General features: G+C 67.8%; 21 protein-coding genes and 1 tRNA gene. 13 read left to right on the top strand and 9 right to left on the bottom strand.

Annotation, left to right across the window (positions count from 1 at the left end; genetic code table 11):
* The first annotated feature begins 25 nt into the window (after positions 1 to 25).
* The gene (locus ACFWN2_RS30505; protein WP_382433212.1) at positions 26 to 1,420 is read left to right on the top strand and encodes a M28 family peptidase; all 1,395 of its coding nucleotides are present in this window, start codon (positions 26 to 28) and stop codon (positions 1,418 to 1,420) included.
* On the opposite strand, the gene ACFWN2_RS30500 is transcribed toward ACFWN2_RS30505, so the two are convergent.
* The 4 genes from ACFWN2_RS30500 to ACFWN2_RS30485 all read right to left on the bottom strand — a co-directional run bounded on the left by ACFWN2_RS30500 (position 1,417) and on the right by ACFWN2_RS30485 (position 6,104).
* Positions 1,417 to 2,313, bottom strand: a complete 897-nt coding sequence (locus ACFWN2_RS30500; RefSeq protein ID WP_382433210.1) for a neutral zinc metallopeptidase — start codon at positions 2,311 to 2,313, stop codon at positions 1,417 to 1,419. The two genes, ACFWN2_RS30505 and ACFWN2_RS30500, sit on opposite strands and share 4 nt — an antisense overlap.
* 572 nt (positions 2,314 to 2,885) lie before the next feature.
* Positions 2,886 to 3,671 carry a hypothetical protein gene (locus tag ACFWN2_RS30495; RefSeq protein ID WP_382433208.1) on the bottom strand — a complete coding sequence of 262 codons (786 nt, stop codon included), beginning with the start codon at positions 3,669 to 3,671 and terminating at the stop codon, positions 2,886 to 2,888.
* A 53-nt stretch (positions 3,672 to 3,724) separates the two neighbouring features.
* Positions 3,725 to 4,291 (bottom strand): hypothetical protein, encoded by a 567-nt coding sequence (locus ACFWN2_RS30490; protein ID WP_382433206.1) that lies wholly within the window; start codon positions 4,289 to 4,291, stop codon positions 3,725 to 3,727.
* Between the two features lie 97 nt (positions 4,292 to 4,388).
* Positions 4,389 to 6,104, bottom strand: coding sequence for a bifunctional metallophosphatase/5'-nucleotidase (locus ACFWN2_RS30485; protein WP_382433204.1), 1,716 nt, complete (start codon positions 6,102 to 6,104; stop codon positions 4,389 to 4,391).
* A gap of 165 nt (positions 6,105 to 6,269) precedes the next feature.
* Here ACFWN2_RS30485 and ACFWN2_RS30480 point away from each other — a divergent pair, with 165 nt between their 5' ends.
* The 3 genes from ACFWN2_RS30480 (at position 6,270) to ACFWN2_RS30470 (ending at position 7,506) form a co-directional block, all read left to right on the top strand.
* A complete protein-coding gene (locus tag ACFWN2_RS30480; protein WP_382433329.1) occupies positions 6,270 to 6,701 on the top strand; it encodes a MarR family winged helix-turn-helix transcriptional regulator in 432 nt (143 codons plus the stop codon).
* Between the two features lie 28 nt (positions 6,702 to 6,729).
* Positions 6,730 to 6,814 (top strand) — tRNA-Ser (locus ACFWN2_RS30475).
* Positions 6,815 to 6,945: 131 nt separating this feature from the next.
* Positions 6,946 to 7,506, top strand: coding sequence for a Pycsar system effector family protein (locus ACFWN2_RS30470; RefSeq protein ID WP_382433202.1), 561 nt, complete (start codon positions 6,946 to 6,948; stop codon positions 7,504 to 7,506).
* 23 nt (positions 7,507 to 7,529) lie between these two features.
* Here the strand turns inward: ACFWN2_RS30470 and ACFWN2_RS30465 are convergent, their stop codons facing one another.
* The 3 genes from ACFWN2_RS30465 to ACFWN2_RS30455 form a co-directional block, all read right to left on the bottom strand.
* Positions 7,530 to 8,558, bottom strand: coding sequence for an NUDIX domain-containing protein (locus ACFWN2_RS30465; protein ID WP_382433200.1), 1,029 nt, complete (start codon positions 8,556 to 8,558; stop codon positions 7,530 to 7,532).
* A 179-nt stretch (positions 8,559 to 8,737) separates the two neighbouring features.
* The gene (locus ACFWN2_RS30460; protein WP_382433198.1) at positions 8,738 to 10,249 is read right to left on the bottom strand and encodes a M28 family metallopeptidase; all 1,512 of its coding nucleotides are present in this window, start codon (positions 10,247 to 10,249) and stop codon (positions 8,738 to 8,740) included.
* Positions 10,250 to 10,327: 78 nt separating this feature from the next.
* Positions 10,328 to 10,960, bottom strand: a complete 633-nt coding sequence (locus ACFWN2_RS30455; protein WP_382433196.1) for a GNAT family N-acetyltransferase — start codon at positions 10,958 to 10,960, stop codon at positions 10,328 to 10,330.
* A gap of 45 nt (positions 10,961 to 11,005) precedes the next feature.
* Here ACFWN2_RS30455 and ACFWN2_RS30450 point away from each other — a divergent pair, with 45 nt between their 5' ends.
* Entirely contained in the window at positions 11,006 to 11,971 is a 966-nt protein-coding gene (locus tag ACFWN2_RS30450; protein ID WP_382433194.1) for an NAD(P)H-quinone oxidoreductase, read from the top strand.
* Here ACFWN2_RS30450 and ACFWN2_RS30445 read toward each other — a convergent pair.
* Both ACFWN2_RS30445 and ACFWN2_RS30440 read right to left on the bottom strand, forming a co-directional pair.
* Positions 11,955 to 12,599, bottom strand: a complete 645-nt coding sequence (locus ACFWN2_RS30445; protein ID WP_382433192.1) for a class I SAM-dependent methyltransferase — start codon at positions 12,597 to 12,599, stop codon at positions 11,955 to 11,957. The two genes, ACFWN2_RS30450 and ACFWN2_RS30445, sit on opposite strands and share 17 nt — an antisense overlap.
* A gap of 19 nt (positions 12,600 to 12,618) precedes the next feature.
* The gene (locus ACFWN2_RS30440) at positions 12,619 to 13,818 is read right to left on the bottom strand and encodes a cysteine desulfurase-like protein (protein WP_382433190.1); all 1,200 of its coding nucleotides are present in this window, start codon (positions 13,816 to 13,818) and stop codon (positions 12,619 to 12,621) included.
* A gap of 82 nt (positions 13,819 to 13,900) precedes the next feature.
* Here ACFWN2_RS30440 and ACFWN2_RS30435 point away from each other — a divergent pair, with 82 nt between their 5' ends.
* From ACFWN2_RS30435 to ACFWN2_RS30400, 8 genes are all read left to right on the top strand, one after another.
* Positions 13,901 to 14,383: a bacterial proteasome activator family protein gene (locus ACFWN2_RS30435; RefSeq protein ID WP_382433327.1), complete on the top strand. Its 483-nt coding sequence runs from the start codon at positions 13,901 to 13,903 to the stop codon at positions 14,381 to 14,383.
* A gap of 57 nt (positions 14,384 to 14,440) precedes the next feature.
* Complete coding sequence (locus ACFWN2_RS30430) at positions 14,441 to 15,292, top strand: class I SAM-dependent methyltransferase (RefSeq protein WP_382433188.1); 852 nt, start codon at positions 14,441 to 14,443, stop codon at positions 15,290 to 15,292.
* Between the two features lie 59 nt (positions 15,293 to 15,351).
* Positions 15,352 to 16,269: an ABC transporter permease gene (locus tag ACFWN2_RS30425; protein WP_382433186.1), complete on the top strand. Its 918-nt coding sequence runs from the start codon at positions 15,352 to 15,354 to the stop codon at positions 16,267 to 16,269.
* 17 nt (positions 16,270 to 16,286) lie between these two features.
* On the top strand, positions 16,287 to 17,108 hold the full coding sequence (locus tag ACFWN2_RS30420; protein WP_382433184.1) for an ABC transporter ATP-binding protein: 822 nt from the start codon (positions 16,287 to 16,289) through the stop codon (positions 17,106 to 17,108).
* Positions 17,109 to 17,111: 3 nt separating this feature from the next.
* Positions 17,112 to 18,014, top strand: a complete 903-nt coding sequence (locus tag ACFWN2_RS30415; RefSeq protein ID WP_382433182.1) for a glycosyltransferase — start codon at positions 17,112 to 17,114, stop codon at positions 18,012 to 18,014.
* Positions 18,015 to 18,111: 97 nt separating this feature from the next.
* Positions 18,112 to 19,341, top strand: a complete 1,230-nt coding sequence (locus ACFWN2_RS30410) for an ABC transporter substrate-binding protein (protein WP_382433180.1) — start codon at positions 18,112 to 18,114, stop codon at positions 19,339 to 19,341.
* The gene (locus ACFWN2_RS30405) at positions 19,338 to 20,216 is read left to right on the top strand and encodes a carbohydrate ABC transporter permease (protein WP_382433178.1); all 879 of its coding nucleotides are present in this window, start codon (positions 19,338 to 19,340) and stop codon (positions 20,214 to 20,216) included. Before ACFWN2_RS30410 ends, ACFWN2_RS30405 begins: the two co-directional genes overlap by 4 nt.
* Positions 20,213 to 21,025 carry a carbohydrate ABC transporter permease gene (locus tag ACFWN2_RS30400; protein ID WP_382433176.1) on the top strand — a complete coding sequence of 271 codons (813 nt, stop codon included), beginning with the start codon at positions 20,213 to 20,215 and terminating at the stop codon, positions 21,023 to 21,025. Before ACFWN2_RS30405 ends, ACFWN2_RS30400 begins: the two co-directional genes overlap by 4 nt.
* Positions 21,026 to 21,041 lie beyond the last annotated feature (16 nt).

Below are 21,041 nucleotides of genomic sequence, written 5' to 3'. Positions count from 1 at the left end.
GACCACCTGGGCCAAGGTCGTACCCATGCGTGCCAACATCGCGATAGCGGCCCTCGCCTCGTCCATGGTGCTGCTCGGCTCCACAGCGAGCGCCTCCACCGACCCCGCCCGCGACCTGTCCGCCCGTGTCAGCGCGGACGGCGCCCAGCGCCACCTGATCGCGTTCCAGCGCATCGCCGACACCCACGGCGGCAACCGCGCCGCGACGACCACCGGGTACTCGGCCAGCGTCGACTACGTGGCCGGACGGCTGCGCGACGCCGGGTTCGACGTGACCACACCGGAGTTCGAGGTCAAGCAGAAGGTCAACGACGCCGGCAGTGCCGTGGTGGGCACCGCCTCGCACGAGCTCGTGCCGTTCGGCGACACCCCGAACACCCCGGACGGCGGCCTCACCGCGCCGCTGCGGGTGGTGCCGGAGGACGGCACCCCCGGCTGCGAGGCGAGCGACTTCGCCGGACAGGACTTCAAGGGCGCCGTGGCGTTGATCCGGCGCGGCACCTGCACGTTCGTCAGCAAGTACGCCAACGCGGTGAACGCGGGTGCGGCGGCCGTGATCATCTCGAACAACGTCGACGGTCACCTCGACCTGCGCATCCCCGGCGCGGTCCCCGGCGGCACCGCCTCCAAGGCCGACGGCACCGCGCTCGCCGCGCTGGCCGGCCAGTCCGTGCGGCTCGACCTGCGCCACCACGACCAGGTCCACCTCGACCGCAACGTGGTCGCCCAGACCCGTACCGGACGCGCCGACAACGTTGTCGTCGCCGGCGCGCACCTCGACAGCGTCGACGCCGGTCCCGGCATGAACGACAACGGTTCCGGCTCCGCCGCGCTGCTCGAAGTGGCGCTGAAGATGGGCGCGCGGCCCAAGCTGCCCAACGCCGTCCGCTTCACCTGGTGGGGCGCCGAGGAGGCAGGCCTGATCGGCTCGCGCGCCTACGCGTCGGCGCTGTCGTTCGAGCAGCAGCTGGACATCGCGCTGTACCTGAACTTCGACATGGTCGGCTCGCCCAACCCCGGCTACTACGTCTACAACGACCCCGGCCTGCCGTACGGCTCGAAGCACATCGAGAAGGCGTTCAGCGACTTCTACACGGGCCTCAACCTCGGCCCCGAGGGCCTGAACGTGCGCGGTGCCAGCGACTACGGCTCGTTCACCGCGCTCGGCATCCCGGCAGGCGGCATCATCTCCGGCGGCGGCGAGGTCAAGACCGCCGCGCAGGCCGCGAAGTGGGGCGGCACGGCCGGGATGGAGATGGATCCCTGCTACCACAAGGCGTGCGACAACCTCGGCAACATCAACCGGGAGGCGCTGGGCCGCAACGTCTCCGCCGCGGCCCACGTCATCGCCTCCTACGCTGTCACCACCGAGGGGGTGAACGGCGTGCCGTCCCGCGCGCAGCGGGCGGCTCTGCGCTAACCCAGGTTGTTCGTGTCGAACGTGTTGCAGCGGGCGGGATCGCCCGTCTGCAACCCGGTCGTGAACCACTTCTGCCGCTGGGCAGAGCTGCCGTGGCTGAACTGGGTCGTGTCGACCCGGCCGCCGCCGAGGTTGCTCTGGATGAAGTCGTCACCGATGCGCGCGGCCGCGTCGAGGGCGGCGTCGACGTCTTCCTGGGTGATGTTCGAGATGAGGGGCTGGCCGTTGGCGCTCGGCACCGTCGTCGCGTGGTTCGCCCAGGAACCGGCGTAGCAGTCGGCCTGCAGTTCGAGGCGCACCGAGCCCGAGGTGGGACCGGTCTCGCGACCGACCCTGTCCGAGGTGCCGAGCTGGTTCTGCACGTGGTGGCCGTACTCGTGGGCGAGCACGTAGGCCTCGACGAACGGGCCGCCGGTCGCGCCGAACTTGGTGCGCAGCTCGTTGAAGAAGTCCAGGTCGATGTACACCTGGGAGTCCGCGGGGCAGTAGAACGGGCCGACGGCGGAGGTGGCGTTGCCGCAGCGGGTGTTCACGCTGTTGCGGAAGAAGTTGGTCTTGGTGACCTGGTACGTCCTGCCGGAGCTCTTGAACTGGTCGGTCCAGTAGCCCTGGATCGAGTTGATCGTGGCCAGGACCCGGCAGTCGCTGTCGCGGTTCGCGTCGGCACCGGTCTTGCACTTCTCGAGCAGCGAGCCGGACTCGACCTGGGTGTTGTTGCCCAGGCCCTCCAGACCGCCCGCGGGCAGCTGGATGCCGGTGAACTGCTGGAACAGGAAGTAGACGATGAGGCCGACCACGCCGAGGCCGCCTCCGACGCCGGCCACGCGGCCGCCTACGCCCCGTTGGTCCGAAACCTGAGAAAGGTCGAGTTCCGCGCCTTCGTTGAACTGCACCGCAATCCTCCTGCCAAGGACCCCATGGGTGCCGCAAACGATAAAGCACGAAACACGCCTTGGTGCGGAGCCCGACGTCGGGGCACCGCACCAAGGCTTTCCCATTTGGAAGTGACGACTACGGCCCACGAAGGTTGGCGTGGCGCTCAGCCGGTGACGCCATGAGACGACACCGATGCCGAGCTCAACAGCGTCGAAGTGCGCCGAGCGACGCCTGACGGCGCCTGGGCACCCGAAACCTCGTGTCCGCCGCTACACAGTCGCGCCCGGACCGGTCACGTCCGATCCGCTCGCGGGGATGCGACAGACCGCGTTTCGCCACAGCGAGGAGATACCTGCACAGCACCACCTACCCCTTCTGGGCGTGGCCTCCGGGTGGTCTAGTTCATTCACCTTCCGGTTGCCAGCTCGTTACCGACTATGCGCTTGATCACCCCATTTCTCAACACCTCACACCAAACCTGAATTGGTGAAGTCGGACGGGTGACCTGCGGAGATCGACACTGCAGACAGCAATCGCCCGGTGAGAGAGGCTCTCACCGGGCGATTGTGGAAAAACGTTCAGGAATTGATCAGGCGTTCGTCGTGCGGCGTGCGCCGCGGCGGGCCATCACGCCCGCGGTCATCAGGCCGAGGCCCACCAGGAGGAAGTCCAGCGGGTCGGCGCCGGTCCTCGACAGGTTCGGGATGACCGCGACGGCCTGCTGCGACTGCGAGGCCTTGTTGCCGGTCTGCGGGGTGCCGGCGCCGGAGTCGTCGCCCGTGTCGCCGCCACCGGAGTTGTCGCCGTTGTTGCCGCCGCCGGGGTTGCCGTTGCCCGGGTTCTCGTTGCCAGGGTTGCCGTTGCCGGGGTTCTGGCCGGGGTTCTCGTTGCCGGGGTTCTCGCCAGGCTGCTCGCCGGGGTTCTCGCCAGGCTGCTCCGGCTCCGGCTGCTCGGGGGCCTCGGACTTGCCGCAGTCGCCGCTCGCCGTGCCGAGCACGCCCGCCGCCGTGCCGCAGACCGTGACGGGAGCCTCGACGGTGCCGTTGGCCTGCTCCGGCTTGGTCTCGCCGCAGCTGCCGGCACCGCCGCCGGCGACGCCGACCGAGTTGCCGCACACCGTGACGGGCGCGGAGACGAGGGCCTTGTCGGCCTGGGTGCGCGCGGCGGGCTTCTCGTCGCACGTGGCGTCGCTGTGGCCCAGCACGTTGATCGCGTTGCCGCACACCTTGACCGGGACGCTCACGAGGTTGCCGACGCGGACCTCGTCGTCGACGTTCAGCGGCACGGGAACGGCCTGGGCCCACCCGGCGGTCGCGACCATCAGGCCGCCCGTGAGCAGTGCGGCGGACATGGTGCGGTTGATGTTCTTGCGCATGACTGTTCTCCCTGGAAAGTGGCTGATCCCTTGTGGTGTTGGCGCACCAGGGGTCAGTCAGGGGAGAACGTCGGCTCCTCCGCGCGCGCGTTGTGCGGCACGTCCTGCTGTTCTGCGTTGACCGGAGACGCTGTGGTGGCGGGCGGCCGCGACACGTGCGGCAACGTGCCCGCCGGGAGCTGGGTGGTCGTGCTCGATCCCGCGCCGCTCTGCGGGAGCGTGCCGGGGACCGGCTGCTCTGCCTGCGGTTGCGGCGGGACGGGTTCGGGGTTCGTGGGCTGAGTCGTCTGCGGCGCCGGCGGCGGCGATGTGAGCAGTTGCTGCTGCTGTTGCGGCACCTCGTACCGTGCGGGCGCTTCTGTCCGTGAGAGCGCTTGCTGCGGTTCGACGGGTGGCGCCGGCGGTTCGACGCGCGGATCGGGCTTCGGCGGGACCGGCACGTCCGGTTGACGCGGTGCGGTCTCGATCTTCAGTCCGACGTCCACGACGGGGAGCTTCACCTCGACCTTGAGCTGGTCGATCTCGACCCGGACGTCGGCGTGCGCCTGACCGACGGTGCCCAGCAACCAGGCGCCGGTCATCAGACCGACGAGCAGCAGGAGCCGACGCAACCAGGACATCGGCCCTCACCCTAGATCAAATGGAGCAACGGGGCACACGAAAAAGGCCATCCCGGCGACTTCCGCCGCCGGGATGGCCTTCAGCTGCGCCGTGCGACTACGGCAGCTGCGTGATGCGGTCGAGCGCGGGAGGCGCCTGGTTCGGGTGCGCCGACAGGTACGCGGAGAACGCGTCCAGGTCGATGCCACCACCGGTGATGGCGGTGCCCTTGGTGAACTCGCTGAAGCCGTCACCACCGCCCTGCAGGAAGCTGTTGATCGTCACGCGGTAGCTCGCGGCCGGGTCGAGCGGCACGCCGTTGAGCGTGACGTTCGAGACCTTCGAGCCGAACGGCGCGCTCGGCGACCAGCTGTACTTCAGGCCGGACGACGGCTGGAGCACGAACTGCCTGGCCGCGGTGAACTGCTGCTCCAGGGCGGCCTGGATGTTCGCGCCGGTCAACGTGACCGTCTGCAGGATGTTGCCGAACGGCTGGACGGTGAACGCCTCGCCGTAGGTGACCACGCCGTTGCCCTCGTTGGCGGGCGAGGTCGCGTAGGTGAGGTCGGCGCGCACGCCACCGGGGTTCATGAGCGCGAGCACCGCGCCGTTGCCCTTGGTGGCCTCCAGCTGCGAGTCGGCGATCAGGTTGCCGAGCGGCGACTCACCGGCGGGGTTCTGCGCGCGCAGGATGTCCGCGCTGATCGTGCCGACCTGCTTGTTCGCGATCGGGCCCGACTTCTGCTTGGCCAGGTCGATGATCGCCTGGACCGTGGGGTCCGGCGTGACCGTGCGGGTGACGATCTTGTTGTCGGCCTTGGTCTCGCCGCGGATCACGTCGCGCGTCCGGCGGTCGATCTTGAGGTCGACGACGCTCAGCTCACGACCGAAGGCCAGGCCCTCGATGAACGGCCGCGGGTTGCCGGCCGGGTCCTTGACCACGCAGTTGTAGTGCTGGTGGCTGTGGCCGGAGAAGACCGCGTCGATCTTCGGGCTGACCTGCGTGGCGATGACGCTGCCGGGGTTGTTGGCGGCGACGTTGCACGCGTTGGGCCCACCGTTGGGCGAGGTCACCTGGTCGCCCTGGTGCACGAGCAGCACGATGGACTTCACGCCGATGGCGTCGAGGAGGTTGGCGTACTTGTTGGCCGCCTTCACCTCGTCACCGAACTTGAGCTCCTTGATGCCGTTCGGGTCGACCAGGATCGGCACGTCCTTGAGCGGCATGCCGATGAAGCCGATCGGGATCCCGTCGCGGATCTCCACCCAGAACGGCGGCAGAGCCGGCAGTCCGGACTTCGCGTGCGTGACGTTCGCACCGAGGATCGGGAAGTTCGCGCCCTTGTACTTGTCGCTGAACTGGCAGCCGTCCACCGGGTGGCAGCCACCGCGCTGGATGCGCAGCAGTTCCTTGTAACCCTCGTCGAACTCGTGGTTGCCCGCAGCGGTCGTGTCCATGCCGACCTTGTTGAGCACCTCGATCGTCGGCTCGTCGTGGAACAGCGCGGACACGATCGGGCTGGCACCGATCAGGTCGCCCTGCCCGACGATGACGGAGTTCTTGACCTCCTTCTGGAGGTTCTTGATGTGCGTCGCGTTGAACGCGGCGCCACCGGCGTCGACGGTCGTGCCGTCGGGCAGGATGACGCGCCCGGACGACCCCGACGGCGGCTCGATGTTGCCGTGCAGGTCGTTGATGCCGATCAGGCGCACGTCAACCGTGCCCCGACCGCGCAGTGACTGGACATCGGCCTGGGCAGGCCCGGTAGCGCTGATGACAGTGGCCGCGGCGGCGGTGATCGCCAGAACGGAAAGCCGTCTGAACGAACTCATGGATTGGAGCCTTTCCAAGGCGTGGTTAACGCGCGTGTACGGCGGAGGAGTCTGCCTTCCGAACGCCGCGTTTTCCAGAGGAACGGCAGGATCGTCATCGTCAGGCTTAGTCTTGTTCTCGTGACACCAAGTGAGCAGGAGCCGCGCTGGCTCGACGAGGACGAGATGCGCGCGTGGCGCACCTACGTGAACGGTTCCTCGATGCTCATGGACCGCTTGCACCGAGAGCTGCAGGACACCCACGGAGTGTCACTGGCGGACTACGAGATCCTCGTCCGACTCTCCGAGCAGCCCAACCACCGCATGCGCATGACGTCGCTCGCCGAGGACGTCGCCTCGTCCAAGTCCCGCGTCTCGCACCAGGTCGCCCGCATGGAAAAGGCCGGGCTGGTGTCGCGCCGCGAGTGCACCGAGGACGGGCGCGGGGTGCTGGCGGAGCTGACTCCGGCCGGGCTGGCGCAGCTGGTCTCCGCTGCTCCGACGCACCTGCGTGGGGTGCGGGAGCACATCGTCGACCTGCTGACTCCTGAGGAGGGTGAGGTGCTGGCCAAGGTGTTCGACCGGGTCACGACACACCTTCGGGAGTCGAACGGCTAGGCTTTGGGCTGACGCTTCTGGCGTCGTGGGAAGCGTGGCAGAGCGGCCGAATGCACCCGCCTTGAAAGCGGGAGACGGGCAACCGTCCGGGGGTTCAAATCCCTCCGCTTCCGCTCGTAGGTGAGGTGTGTCGGCGGAGAGCGCCGACACAGTTCACACACTGCTTGGCACGGAAGGCCTAATGCGCTGATCCGACCGGGTACACATCAAGTGTCGCGCATCGGCGCGCCACTAACGTCATTTCATGACGCAATTGAAAATACCTGGACCTTCGCAAGGAAGCAGCAGTTTCGCCGCGGTCGAAGCAAGAACTGTCAGGCGACACCGGGACTCCACGTCTGAGGCCCAGTTCGTGATCACCGTGGTGGGGAACTGGATCGTCAACGCGGACACGAAGGCCGGGCTTCTCGCCACCGCCAACGCGGTTCTCGGCGGAGTTGTCGCCAGTCAACGCTCAAGTCTGCGCAGCGCGTTCAACCCGAAAAGTCCGACACCGTGGTGGGAGCTGCCGATCGCAGGCCTTGTCGCGTTGTCCTTCCTGATCTCCATGGTGGCACTGGTCGCGGTGCTGCGACCGCGAATACGAACTGGTCCGTACTCGCGGTACTCGTGGCCGGCAGTGGCGAACCTGTCTGCGGAAGACGTGCTGAGCCGTGCACGACGAAACCCTGAAGCGGAGGCATGGCGCACTGCCCGCGATCTTTCCCTGATCGCAAGGCGGAAGTTCCTGTGGCTCCGAGTTGCGATCTTCAGCTGGGCGGTCACCGGCGTGCTGTCGCTGTCTTGGGTCGTTCTGCACCCTTGACCGCAGGGTCAAAGGTGCGGCGACTATCTGACCCCGCTCTTGTACCTTTCCAGCAGCGCCACCACTTCGTGCTTCAGATCCCCGACGAATTCGCTGTCCGGCATGTCGCGGAACTTCTTTTCGGACACTCGGATGATCTCCGAGTGGTTGGCGCTGGCTGGTTCGGTGGTACCTATCTGCTTGCACAGGAAGCGAAGGCCTGGAATCAGCGGCTCGTTCGGCTCGCGGATCTCGTACAGCGTGTGCAGGCCGGCCATCACCTCGACGTCGATTCCCAGTTCTGTCCTGAAGTGGCGGCGCACCCCGTCCGTGAAGCTCTCCGAGTAGCGCAGCTGGCCGCCGCACCCTTCCAGTTTGCCTGGGAATAGGCGCCGCTCGGCGGATCTGCGAGCGAAGAGCAGCGTCACTTCGCCGCTACCACCTTCGATCAAGCAGGTTCCCGCAACGTGTACTTCTGGTTCTTCTCGGAGGCGCTCACGCGGTATGAACTGAGAAGCTATTTCTGATGACACCCAGACCGGCACCTCACCGACACCGCGGAGGCGCCTGATCTGCTTGACCAGGCCTCGGGTCTCCGCCGGCAGCTCAGGAAAGTCGTCGCGGTCGATGACGACTCCGAACGGGCGCGCTTCGTTGCAGAGGCGGGAACACTTGTTCAGGTTGTGCCCGGCCCAGTCCGAACCGACTTTGATCACCTTGCCTCGAACGATGCCCCAGCCCAGATTCAGATCTGCAGCATGACCGACTCGGCCGGCGAAGTCAGAGCAGTGCCGGGAGAAGTCCGCCTCGACCTGCCTGATCACGGACAGCACTTTCCCCAGGAGCCGGGTAACTTCTCTGCCACTCAGGTCATCCGGGATCTTCTTGATCAGCAGAGCACCGTCACCCAGGGGTTTCAGCTCGAACTCCGAGCTCTTGAAGCGACGTCCGAGAACAGCGAAGAAGCCTTCGACGAAGTTGTCGAGATTGATGAAGACCTCATTCGCTTCTGACCAATTGGTAAAGCCTCGCACATCGGTGAAAATCGCGAGCACGGTCATGTCCTCTGCCATGAAGACCCCTTGCGCATCCCGTCCAACTGCATCCGTGAAGGTTACGATGAGTCACGCGGAACCTACCTGCGGGCGAGCGGCGTGTCACAGATGCTTCACCGTGCAGACCGCAAAGCACCCAAAGAAACTGCGGCAGCGCCCGTCAAGGCACTGCCGCAGTTCACCGATGCGGAGCTGAATTACGAAGTGGCCGCGTGCGAGTGGTCGTGCGCGGCTGCCGTCTTCGACAGAGAAGCCGCAGCACGGGCCTCAGCCCGCTTGGAACGCGGCGGCACGCCGTTGACGTCCTCAGTGGACACACCGTAGGCGGCCGTCACGAACGCGATGGCGCCGGCGTTGCGGCCCAGGGCCACCCGGTCCACGTTCCCGAGGTTGTCACAGGCAGCGTGGTAGCACGGGTCGTAGGCGACACCGGCCCGACCACCCCACTTGGCAGCCTGAGCCGCCGTCTTGAGGCCCTCGGCGCCGGTGAACAACCCGCCCGCCGGGATGCCCTGCGCGATGAACTCGCCGTAGTCCGAACGGCCCGAGAAGTCCGTGCCCTCGGTCGGGACGCCCTTGGCGGCGAAGTAGTCGACGAAGGCCTTCTCGATCTGGGCCGAGCCGTACGGGCCCGCGCCTGCGCCGACCCCGTCCGAGTCGTCGCCGTCGTAGATGAAGTAGCCGGCGTTCGGGGAGCCGACCATGTCGAAGTTCAGGTAGAGGGCGATGTCCAGCTGCTGTTCGAACGTCAGCGAGCGGACCCATTCCTCGGAGCCGATGAGGCCGCGCTCCTCCGCGCCCCACCAGGCGAAGCGGACCGCGTTGTCGACCTTCGGGCGCGAGCCGAGCTGCAGGGCGGTCTCCAGCAGTGCGGCGGAGCCGGTGCCGTTGTCGTTGATGCCCGCGCCCAGTTCGACGCTGTCGAGGTGTGCGCCTGCCATGACGACGTTGTTCTTGCGGCCGGTGCGGGTCTCGGCGATGACGTTGCGCTGCGTGCGGCTCTCGGTGTGGAAGCGCATGTCGACGGTGACCGAGGCGCCCGCCTTGCCGGCGAGCGTGGTGCCGTCGGCCTGCGAGATGCCGCCGGTCGGGATCTTGCCGGGGTTGGTCAGCGTCACGTTCGACAGCGGGCCCGCGGTGTTGTTCGACACCAGGACGGCGATGGCGCCCGCGGCGAACGCGTTGAGGTGCTTCTGCTCGAACGTGCAGGCACCACGGCGGATCAGGGCGACCGAGCCGGTGAAGTCCTGGCCCGCGAAGTCGCTCGCCTCGCAGCCGGGGGTGGCGTCCTCCGGGACCACGCGCAGCGGGCCGGTGATGCCGCCTGCCGGGGTCTGCGGCGAGGCGGTCAGGATCAGCGCCTGGTAGTTCACGCCGTCGACGCGGGCCGTTTCGGCGTCGGTGACCGGGATGTCGAACGTGAAGTTCGGCGTCGTCACGATGAAGCCCTCGTCGCGGAGCTTGCCCGCCACGTAGTCGACGCTCGCGTCGTAGCCGGGCGTCAGTGCCGCGCGGTTGCCGCCGTTGCGGTCGGCGATGCGCTGGAACGCGATGAGGTGCCGGTTGACTCCCTCGACGGTCACCTTCTTCGCGAGCTTCTTGGCGAGAGCGGGTCCTGCGGGTTCCGCGGCGGCGGACGCCGTGGCGGTGGGGGCTGCGACCAGTGCCGAAATGGCTAACACTGCCGCCAGCTTGGTTCTGCCGGACATGAACGTTCCCCTTCGTTCGAGATTGCTGAACCCTCACAAAAGGGAGACGCAAGACACAATCCGTCGGTCGGCGGGAGTTCAGCTGGTGATCAGATGACCACACTCCGCTAGCCCCTCGACGGCGACCTCCCAGTCCGGGCGGACGAAGTTCGCCCTGTCCAGACGCAATCGCACGTGCTCAAGGCGTTCTCCGCGCGGTGCGGCGGCCATCGTGCCGTCGTGCACGTAGCCGAGCTTCGCGCTGACGCGGTTCGACGCGCCGTTGCCCTGCCAAGCCGCCGAACGAGCGATGTGCGCGCCCAGGTGGTCGAACGCGAACTGCAGCACGGCGACACGCATCTCAGTACCGAAGCCGTTGCCGTGGAAGCTCTTGCCCATCCACGAGCCGGTGTTGACCTCACGCAGCACTCCGAAGTTCTGCGCGTTCAACTCCTGCAAGCCGATGACCCTGCCCTCGTGCCGCACGAGGAAGCAGATCGCCCAGTCCCCCGCCGCGAGCCGGGCGCGCTCGCCCCAGAAGTGTTGGAGCATCTCCAACCCGTTGTTGTCGGGCAGGCGGTCGGTCCACGGCACGGTGAACGGCATCTCGTCCGGGTCGTGCACACCCGCCTGGGCCACCCGCACGAGCTCGAACAGGCCGGAGTCGTCGTCCGGGCGCAGCTCCAGGCGCGGGGTGCGGAGAACGAGGTGTCGCAGGGGCCAGGCGTCCATGATCCGATGGTGCCGGACCTGTCGAACGGTATTACGGTCGACTGTATGCATGCCATCACTGTTCGCGAACCCGGCGGCCCGGACGTGCTCGAGTGGACCGAGGCCGAGGACCCCGTTCCCGGCAGGGGCGAGGTGCTGGTCGACGTCGCCGCGAGTGCGGTCAACCGCGCGGACCTGTTGCAGCGCCAGGGTCTCTACCCGCCGCCCAAGGGTGCGTCGGACATCATCGGACTGGAGTGCTCCGGCACGATCGTCCAGATCGGCGAGGGCGTCACCGGCTGGAACGTCGGCGACGAGGTGTGCGCGCTGCTGGCCGGTGGCGGTTACGCGGAGAAGGTCGTCGTGCCCGCTCCACAGCTCCTGCCCGTGCCCCAGGGCATCGACGTCGTCACGGCCGCCTCACTGCCCGAGGTCGCCTGCACGGTGTGGTCGAACGTCGTGATGGACGGCCGCCTCAAGCTCGGCGAGACGTTCCTCGTGCACGGCGGCGCGGGCGGCATCGGCACGCACGCCATCCAGGTCGCCAAGGCGCTCGGCGCGACCGTCGCGGTCACGGCGGGATCGGACGAGCGCCTCCAGAGGTGCGCCGAGCTCGGTGCCGACATCACCGTCAACTACAAGACCCAGGACTTCGTGGCCGAGGTCAAGCAGGCCGACGTCGTCCTCGACAACATGGGCGCGTCCTACCTCCCGCGCAACATCGACGTCCTCGCGCCGGACGGCCGGTTGATGATCATCGGCATGCAGGGTGGCGTGAAGGGCGAGCTGCCGATCGGCAAGCTGCTCTCGAAGCGCGCGTCGGTGATGGCGACGGGTCTGCGCGGCCGCAGCGTCGACAACAAGGGCGCGATCGTGGCCCAGGTCCGCGAGCACCTGTGGCCGCTGGTCGAGAGCGGCGCGGTGAAGCCGGTCGTCGGTCAGGTCGTGCCGATGTCGGACGCCGCCGAGGCCCACCGGCTCCTGGATTCCGGCGACGTCTTCGGCAAGGTGCTGCTCAGGCGGGAACGGTAGAGGTCGCCAGCGAGGTCCGGGGAGCCGTGCGGAACTCCAGCCCGAACTCCTCGGACCACCGCGTCAGCAGGGAGGCCTCGTCCGGCCGGTCGGCGTCGTCGGCCAGCACGGTCGCGCCCGGCGCCAGCACGGCGCGCAGCACGGGCAACGCCGGATAGCGCGAGTCGCCGAACCCCGGCCCGTCGACGAGCAGCAGGTCCACCAGGCCGAACCTCTCGACGTACGCGAGCACTTCGTCGTGCACCTGCTGCGGGGCGTACCACTGGCCGTGGCGCGACAACGCCGCCGGATGCCGTGACAACGGCGCGTGCACCACACGGGCCACGGAGCCGAGGCCTTCACGACGTAGTTGTGAGGCAACGAAAGCAGCCGTGCGTTCGTCGTGCTCGATCGCCAGCAGATGCCCGAAACCGCGCTGCTGCAACAAACGCGCCAGCAGGACGGAGGACGAGCCGCAGCCCAGCTCGACCAGAACGGTCCGGGCGCCGAGCACGATCTCGTCCATCACCGCGACGAGGGCGGCCGGCCGGAGGTCGCCGGAGAGCTGGGGCAGGTACTCGGTGTTCAACGAGCCGATGCGCTGCAGGGCCGAGAGATCAGCGAGCTCACGGGCCAGCGTGTCGTCCAAGCAAACACTCCCGAATCCCTCAGCCCAGTTCGGCCACCGCCCGCACCAGGTCGTCCATCTCGACTGCGTTCGTGTAGTGCGCGAGCCCGATGCGGATGGCGCCGCCGATCTCGCCGACGCCCAGCACCGAGAACACCCCGTGCTGGCCGGGATCGGCGAACGCGCAGACGCCCCGCGACGCGAGGTGCTCGACGCCCTCCTCTGCCTTGACGCCGGCGACCGAGAACGCCAGCGCCGGCACCCTCCGCATCGCGTCGCCGATCACCATCACGTGCCGCAACGAGCGCAGTTCGTTGATCAGGTTAGCGAGCAGCCCCGCCTGGTAGGCCTTCACCGATCCCAGCGACGTGAGCAGCCGTTCCCGGCGCGTGCCCGAGGCCGCGTCGTCGAGGTCCGCGAGGTACTCAACCGACGCAACGAGCCCGGCGAGCATCGGATACGCGTGCGGGCCGAGCTCGAGTCGCTCGGGACCGCGCGCCAGCGGGTCGACCGAGACCGACGGCAGCCGCTCCAGCACCGACGGGTCGCGGAACACCAGCGCGCCGACGGGAGGACCGCCCCACTGACCGGCGGACAGCGCCACGACGTCGGCACCCATGCCAACGATGTCCAACGGGACGAACGGAGCCGCGGAGGAGGCGTCGACGACCATCAACGAGCCGTGCGCGCGGGCCACCGCGGAGATCTTGGCCAGGTCCGGGCGGGTGCCGACCACGCCGGACGCCGCCGTGATGGCGATCAGCTTGGTGCGGTCGGTGACGAGCTCGTCGAACTGCCAGCTCGGCAGCTCGCACGTCTCGATGTCGATCTCCGCCCACTTGACCGCGCTGCCGGTGCGCTGTGTCGCCCGCAACCACGGCGCGATGTTCGCCGCGTGGTCCAGCCGGGAAACCAGGACCTCGTCGCCCATGAACCAGTCGTCGGTCATGGCATCGGCGAGGCGTTGCAACATCACTGCCGAGGAAGGACCGAGAACGACACCGGCGGGATCGCCCCCGACCAGGTCCGCGACGGCCCTGCGGGCGGCGTCCACGATGCCCTGGGCCCGCTGGGACGCCGGGAAGAGGCCACCGGGGCCGGAGACCGGGGCGCGCAACGCGGTGGAGACGGCGGTGGCGACCTGTTCCGGCACCTGCATGCCGGCGGGAGCGTCGAGGTGTACCCAGCCGTCGCCGAGCGCGGGGAAGAGCCCTCGTACTCGTGCGACGTCGAACGCCATGACACACACCGTACGTATGCGAGCAAACACGGCGACGACCAGCCCCACCCCGATAAGTTTCGAAAACGTGAATGGCGCGAGGATGGAGACCATGAACCAGGAGCAGCCCGTCGTAATCGTCGGCGGCCAGGACGGCGACATCGCCGACCTCGTCGAACAGCCGGCCAAGGTGATGCGGATCGGCACGATGATCAAGCAGCTGCTGGAGGAGGTGCGGGCGGCTCCCCTGGACGAGGCCAGCCGCAACCGCCTCAAGGAGATCCACAAGCGGTCGATCGAGGAACTGGAGGACGGCCTGGCTCCTGAGCTGCGCGAGGAGCTGGAGCGGCTGTCGCTGCCGTTCACCGAGGACGGCACCCCGTCCGACGCCGAGCTGCGGATCGCGCAGGCCCAGCTGGTCGGCTGGTTGGAGGGTCTCTTCCACGGCATTCAGACGGCGCTGTTCGCCCAGCAGATGGCAGCCCGCGCGCAGCTGGAGCAGATGCGCGGCCGTGCCCTTCCCGCGGGCAGCACCGACGCTCCGGAGGGCGGCATCACGGGCAAGGGGACGGGTCAGTACCTCTAGCGATGACACCCGGAAGTGGCTCTACTATGCGCTGAACTTCCTGGGAGAGGAGCCATCGTGCTCGAGCAGGTGCGCCGCGCCCTGTCGGCGAAGCAACTGCGCCACAAGCTGCGGGTGAAGGCGATCGAGATCGTGGCGGACGCCGTGGCCCCGATCCGCGCGCAGGTCGACGACCTGCAGCTACAGGTCGACGACCTGGGCCGGCAGGTGCGCGACGAGATCCGCCACCAGGGTGACCGGTCCGTCGACCAGACGCGTCAGCTGGAGATCCGCACACGCCGCGACCTGGTGTTCGCGGGCGAGCAGGAGGCCGCGCTGCAGAGCGCGAACTTCGTGCGCGACAACCTCCCGCACGCGCCTCAGTTCGGTCACCCGCACGAGACGCTCGAACACGCGCTGTCACTCGTCCCCGAGGGCGGGCTCGCGCTGGAGTTCGGCGTCTACCAGGGCACCACGCTGAAGATCATCGCGACCGCGCGCGAGGGTGAGGGCGTCTTCGGCTTCGACTCGTTCGAGGGCCTGCCGGAGAACTGGCGCAACGGCTTCCCCGCCGGCGCGTTCAACGTCGACGGACTGCCGGAGGTGCCGGGTGCCGAGCTGGTCGTGGGCTGGTTCGACGAGGTGCTGCCCGGCTTCCTGGAGGAGCACGAGGGCCCGGTGACGTTCCTGCACGTCGACTGCGACCTCTACTCCTCCACGAAGACCGTGCTGGAGCTCGTCGGGCCGCGCCTGGTCGAGGGCAGCGTCGTGCACTTCGACGAGTACTTCAACTTCCCGGGCTGGATGGACCACGAGCACAAGGCGTGGACCGAGTACGTCGAGCAGACCGGCATCGAGTTCAGCTACGAAGCGTTCACCTACGACAACGAGCAGGTCACCATGCGGGTGACCAAGATCCCCGCTCGTTGACCACTCCGTGACGTACCGGCGTCCAGGTCGGTGAATGGACGCCGGTACGCTCAGTCCTCGTGCAAGCCACCAGTACCCTCGACCACCCCGAGGCGCCGCCTGCCATCAAGTCGCGCAGCTTCAAGCGCGCGTTCGCCGATGTGCGTGAGGCGTGGGACCACCGCGAACTGTGGGGCCACCTCGGCTGGCAGGACATCAAACAGCGCTACCGCCGCTCGGTGATCGGTCCCCTGTGGATCACGATCTCCATGGGCACGACGGCGCTGGCCCTCGGCCTGCTGTATTCGGTGCTGTTCGACACGAACGTCCCGACGTTCCTCCCGTACGTCACGGTCGGCTTCATCGTCTGGAACTTCATCCTCGGCTGCATCACCGAGGGCACCGACGTGTTCATCGCGAACGAGGGGCTCATCAAGCACCTCCCCGCGCCGATCACCGTCCACGTGATGCGCATGGTGTGGCGCCAGGTGCTGTTCCTGCTGCACAACCTCGCGGTCTACGCGATCGTGCTGGCCATCTTCTTCCCCGCGCTGAGCCACCAGTACACGATCAGCGAGGGCGGCCCCGTCCACCCCGGTCTGAGCTGGACCATCGTGCTCGCGATCCCCGGTTTCGCGCTGCTCGCGATCAACGCGGTGTGGGTCGCGCTGGCGTTCGGCGTCATCAGCACCCGCTTCCGCGACATCCCGCCGGTCGTCACCAGCTTCATCAACCTGGTCTTCTTCATGACGCCGATCGTCTGGGACTCGGGCGTGCTGCAGAAGGTCGCCGGCGACGGCGGCGACAGCAACTGGCGCATGCTGATCGCGGAGCTCAACCCCGTGTACCACTTCGTCGAGATCGTCCGCGCGCCGCTGCTCGGCCACGCGGTCGACTGGCACCACTGGGCGATCGTCGGCGCGTTCACCGTCATCGGCTGGGCGCTCGCGATGGTCATCCTGCGCAACTACCGCGCCCGCGTTTCCTACTGGGTCTAAAGGAGGTCGGCTAAACCATGGTCAGCATCGACGTCTGGAACGCATCGGTCGACTTCCCGATCTTCGACGCCAAGTCGAGGTCGCTGAAGAAGCTCGCGTTCGGCAAGGTCGGCGGCAAGATCGGCTCCGAGGGCCGCGTGCCGATCATCGAGGCGCTGCACGACATCTCGCTGTCGCTCAAGGAGGGCGCGCGCGTCGGACTGGTCGGCCACAACGGCGCCGGCAAGTCCACGCTGCTGCGCCTGCTGGCGGGCATCTACGAGCCGACGCGCGGCCAGTCCCGCATCGTCGGCAAGGTGGCGCCGGTCTTCGACCTCGGCGTCGGCATGGACCCGGAGATCTCGGGCTACGAGAACATCATGATCCGGGGCCTGTTCCTCGGCATGACCCGCAAGCAGATGGAAAAGCGCGTCGACGACATCTCGGAGTTCACCGAGCTCGGTGACTACCTGCAGATGCCGCTGCGCACGTACTCGACCGGCATGCGCGTGCGGCTCGCGCTCGGTGTGGTCACCTCGATCGACCCCGAGATCCTGCTGCTCGACGAGGGCATCGGCGCGGTCGACGCGGCGTTCATGGCGAAGGCCCGCGACCGCCTCAAGGACCTGGTGAAGCGCTCCGGCCTGCTGGTGTTCGCGAACCACTCGGACGAAACGCTGCTGGACTTCTGCGACAGCGCGATCTGGATGGACGAGGGCCGTGTCAAAATGCACGGCGGGCTGCGCGAGGTCCTCACCGAGTACAAGGGCTTCGACCCGTTCGACCGGATGAGCACCGAGCAGCTGGCCAGGCTCGGCTACTCCTCCTCCACCGTCCTCAGCGGAAACGGCGGCGAATAGACAGTGAACTCCGAGGCACTGCCCAAGGGCTCCGTGGTCGCGGTGGTGGTCACCCGCCACCGCAGGGAGCTGCTGGCCGAGTCGCTGAAGGCGCTCTCCACCCAGACGCGCGTCCCCGACCACCTGGTCGTCGTCGACAACGGTCCCGACCAGCCGGTCGACGACCTGGTCGAGCAGTGCCCGCTCCCCACGACCTACCTGCCGTCGCACCGCAACCTCGGTGGCGCCGGCGGGTTCGCGCTGGGCATCCTGCACGCGCTCTCGCTGGGCGCGGACTGGGTGTGGCTCGCGGACGACGACGGCAGGCCCGCCGACGAGAACGTGCTGGCCGTGCTGATGGAGGAGGCCGAGCGCCGCAAGCTCGCCGAGATCTCCCCCGTCGTCACGAACATCGAGAACCCGGACAAGCTCGCGTTCCCGATGCGCCGCGGCCTCACGTGGAAGCGCTCGGCGGCCGACCTCGGCACCGACTTCCTGCCGGGCATCGCCTCGCTGTTCAACGGCGCCCTGTTCCGCGCCTCGACGCTCGACGTCGTCGGCGTGCCGGACTACCGCCTGTTCTTCCGCGGCGACGAGGTGGAGATCCACCGCCGTCTCGTGCGCAGCGGGCTGCCGTTCGGCACCTCGCTGAAGGTCGCGTACGTCCACCCGGACGGCTCGGACGAGTTCAAGCCGATGCTGGGCGGCCGGTTCCACGCGCAGGACCCCGAGAACCAGATCAAGCGCTACTACACCTACCGCAACCGCGGGTACCTGCTCTCGCAGCCGGGCATGCGCAAGCTCGGTGCGCTGGAGGTGTTCCGGTTCGGCCTGTACTTCCTGGGTGTGAAGCGGGACCCGAAGGCGTTCGTCGAGTGGATCAAGCTCGTGCGGCAGGGGCAGCGGGAGCGCTTCTTCCGCAAGTGAGTTCGGCCTGACGGGGCGGGATCGCTTTGGATCCCGCCCTTTGGCAACTTCGGGTAACCGCTCGCGCACCCGACGTGATCGGAGTAAGACGGGATGAGTGATTTCCCGACGCAGACTCCTTTCCCTGGCCGGTGCGAGCGCTCTGCTGGCGGCGTGCGGTTCGAACACCGGACGCGGTGGCAGCGACCAGCCCCTCAAGCAGTGGTACCACGCGTACGGCGAGCCCGGCGTCCAGCAGGCGGTGCAGCGCTACGCCGACTCGTACGCGAAGGTCCCGGTCAACGTCCAGTGGAACCCCGGCGACTACGACTCCAAGCTCGCGACGAGCCTGTTGTCCGGCAACGGGCCGGACGTCTTCGAGTCCACGCCGCAGATCAGCTCGGTCCGGGCGGGCCAACTGGTGCCGCTCGACGACCTCTTCGGTGACGCGAAGAGCGACTTCACCGAGTCGATCCTCGCCACCCACACCGTGGACGGGAAGATCTACGGCATCCCGCAGGCGGTGGACATGCAGATGCTGTTCTACCGCAAGAGCCTGCTGGAGAAGGCCGGCGTGCAGCCTCCATCCACTGTGGACGAGCTGATCGACGCGTCGCGGCGGCTGACCAGGGACGGCGTGAAGGGTCTCTTCGCCGGCAACGACGGTGGCGGCGGAGTGCTGGGCGGTCCCGCGCTGTGGTCGGCAGGGCTCGACTACGTGCGCGACCACCAGGTCGGGTTCGACGATCCCGTTGCGGCGCAGGCGATCGGCAAGCTGCGCGAGCTCTACGCGAGCGACAGCCTGCTGCTCGGCGCGGTGAAGGACTGGGCGGAGCCGGACGCGTTCACGCAGGGGCTCGTCGCCATGCAGTGGACCGGTTTGTGGGCCGTGCCGGCGGTGCAGAAGGCGCTGGGCGACGACTTCGGCGTGCTGCCGTTCCCGAAGCTCGGCGGCTCTGGCCAGGCGAGTGTGCCGGTCGGGGCGTTCGGCGCGATGGTGAACGCCAAGTCGAAGCGGGTCGACGAGGCCAAGGAGTTCGTCCGCTTCCTGTGGATCGACCGCACCGACTACCAGGAGGACTTCAACCTCAGCTACGGCTTCCACATCCCGCCGCGCAGGAGCATCTCGGAGAAGGCCACGAAGCTGACTTCCGGCGCGGCCGCCGACGCCGTGAAGTTCGTGCGGGACAACGCGAAGGCGTCCAACCCACCGGACTGGACCTCGGTGATGCGGACCGCGTTCAACGACGCCGTGTCGCGCGTGGTGCGGGACGGCGCTCCCGCCGACGCCGAGATCAAGGCCGCCGCGGGCAAGGTTCGTGACGAGTTGAAGCGCCTCTACGGATGAGGCACGGACGCGCGTTCTGGTTGTTCGTCGGACCGTTCGCGGCGGGCCTGCTCGTGTTCGTGTACGTGCCGATCGGGTGGAGCCTGCTGCTGTCGTTCTTCGACGCCCGCAACACGGTGACGCCCTCGGAGTTCGTGGGGCTGCGCAACTACGCGGACATGCTGACCGACGCGCCTTTTCTCGGGAGCCTCGGCACGTTCAGCCTGTTCGCGGTGTTCATCGTGCCGTTGACGTTCGTGCTGGCATTGGCCTTGGCGCTGCTGGTGAACCAGATCAGCTTCATGAAGGCGTTCTTCCGCTCGGTGTTCTTCCTGCCGACCGCGTGCTCGTACGTCGTGGCGTCGCTGGTGTGGAAGCTGTCGATCTTCAACGGCGTGCGCTTCGGCCTCGCGAACACGGTCCTGGGGTGGTTCGGCGCGGACCCGGTCGCGTGGACGGTGTCGACCTCACCGCCCTGGTACTGGCTGGTGCTCGTGACGCTGCGGCTGTGGCTGCAGCTCGGGTTCTACCTGATCCTGTTCCTCGCGGGCCTGCAACGGATCCCGCAGCACCTCTACGAGGCCGCGTGGATCGACGGCGCTGGCCGCGGCTGGCAGAGCCTGCGGTACATCACGCTGCCGCAGCTGCGCACGACGTCCGTCGCCGTGCTGTTGTTGCTGCTCATCGCGGCGTACCAGGCGTTCGACGAGTTCTACAACGTGCTGGGCACCGACCGCGGCTACCCGCCGTTCGCCCGGCCGCCGTTGATCTACCTCTACTACACGGCGCTGGGGTCCGGCGGGCAGGACTTCGGGCACGGGAGCGCGGGCGCGGTGATCCTGACGTTGCTGATCGCGGGCGTGACGTTGTTGCAGGGCAGGGTGATCACGCGATGAAGGTCGTGCGTTATTTCGCCCTGTCGGTGGCTGCGGTTTTGTTCTTGGTGCCGTTCTACCTGGTGCTGCGCAACGGGTTGGCGACCGAGCAGGAGATCACCGCGCCCACCTGGACGTTCTGGCCGCAGGAGATCCGGTGGGAGAACTTCGCCGCGCTGTTCAGCAACCCGGCCGTGCCGATGGTGCGGAGCATGGTGAACTCCACGGTCGTCGCGGTGTTGCAGACGGCCGGTCAGCTGCTGCTGTGCGGGCTGGCGGGGTACGGGCTCGCGCGGATCCCGTACCGGTACTCGAACTTCGTGCTGTACCTGGTGATCGCGACGCTGATGATCCCGGCGGCCGTGACGTTCGTGCCGACGTTCGTGGTCGTGTCGACGCTGGGGTGGGTGTCCGACCTGCGCGGGCTGGTGATCCCGGGGCTGTTCAGCGGGTTCACGACGTTCCTGTTCCGGCAGTACTTCCTGAACTTCCCGCGGGAGTTGGAGGAGGCCGCGCGGATCGACGGCCTTGGTCATTGGGGGACGTATTGGCGGGTCGTCGTGCCGAATTCGAAGGGGTTCTTCGCGGCTTTGGGGGTGATCGCGTTCGTGACCAGCTGGAACCAGTTCCTCTGGCCGTTGGTGATCGCGCAGGATCAGGACTCTTGGACGGTGCAGGTGGCGTTGTCGACGTTCCTGACGTCGCAGTCGATCGAGGTGTCGCAGCTGTTCCTGGCCGCCGCTGTGTCGATTGCGCCGCTGGTGGTGGTGTTCCTGGCTTTGCAGCGGTTCCTGGTGCGCGGGGTGACGGAGACGGGGATCAAGGAGTGAACGACGAAAGGCCCCC

The organism is Lentzea sp. NPDC058436 (assembly GCF_042721515.1).
In the GTDB taxonomy this organism is placed as follows: Bacteria; Actinomycetota; Actinomycetes; order Mycobacteriales; family Pseudonocardiaceae; genus Lentzea.
Note: the sequence above shows the minus strand (reverse complement) of the source record. Positions and strands in the feature narration are given on the sequence as shown.

Bases quoted from the DNA above. Each gene is read 5' to 3' on its own strand.
- ACFWN2_RS30470 (WP_382433202.1), top strand. From the start codon at position 6,946: ATGACGCAATTGAAAATACCTGGACCTTCGCAAGGAAGCAGCAGTTTC.
- ACFWN2_RS30420 (WP_382433184.1), top strand. From the start codon at position 16,287: ATGGTCAGCATCGACGTCTGGAACGCATCGGTCGACTTCCCGATCTTC.
- ACFWN2_RS30455 (WP_382433196.1), bottom strand. From the start codon at position 10,960: ATGGACGCCTGGCCCCTGCGACACCTCGTTCTCCGCACCCCGCGCCTG.
- ACFWN2_RS30450 (WP_382433194.1), top strand. From the start codon at position 11,006: ATGCATGCCATCACTGTTCGCGAACCCGGCGGCCCGGACGTGCTCGAG.
- ACFWN2_RS30490 (WP_382433206.1), bottom strand. From the start codon at position 4,291: ATGTCCTGGTTGCGTCGGCTCCTGCTGCTCGTCGGTCTGATGACCGGC.
- ACFWN2_RS30495 (WP_382433208.1), bottom strand. From the start codon at position 3,671: ATGCGCAAGAACATCAACCGCACCATGTCCGCCGCACTGCTCACGGGC.
- ACFWN2_RS30435 (WP_382433327.1), top strand. From the start codon at position 13,901: ATGGAGACCATGAACCAGGAGCAGCCCGTCGTAATCGTCGGCGGCCAG.
- ACFWN2_RS30465 (WP_382433200.1), bottom strand. From the start codon at position 8,558: ATGGCAGAGGACATGACCGTGCTCGCGATTTTCACCGATGTGCGAGGC.
- ACFWN2_RS30400 (WP_382433176.1), top strand. From the start codon at position 20,213: ATGAAGGTCGTGCGTTATTTCGCCCTGTCGGTGGCTGCGGTTTTGTTC.
- ACFWN2_RS30405 (WP_382433178.1), top strand. From the start codon at position 19,338: ATGAGGCACGGACGCGCGTTCTGGTTGTTCGTCGGACCGTTCGCGGCG.
- ACFWN2_RS30460 (WP_382433198.1), bottom strand. From the start codon at position 10,249: ATGTCCGGCAGAACCAAGCTGGCGGCAGTGTTAGCCATTTCGGCACTG.
- ACFWN2_RS30480 (WP_382433329.1), top strand. From the start codon at position 6,270: ATGCGCGCGTGGCGCACCTACGTGAACGGTTCCTCGATGCTCATGGAC.
- ACFWN2_RS30485 (WP_382433204.1), bottom strand. From the start codon at position 6,104: ATGAGTTCGTTCAGACGGCTTTCCGTTCTGGCGATCACCGCCGCCGCG.
- ACFWN2_RS30440 (WP_382433190.1), bottom strand. From the start codon at position 13,818: ATGGCGTTCGACGTCGCACGAGTACGAGGGCTCTTCCCCGCGCTCGGC.
- ACFWN2_RS30505 (WP_382433212.1), top strand. From the start codon at position 26: ATGCGTGCCAACATCGCGATAGCGGCCCTCGCCTCGTCCATGGTGCTG.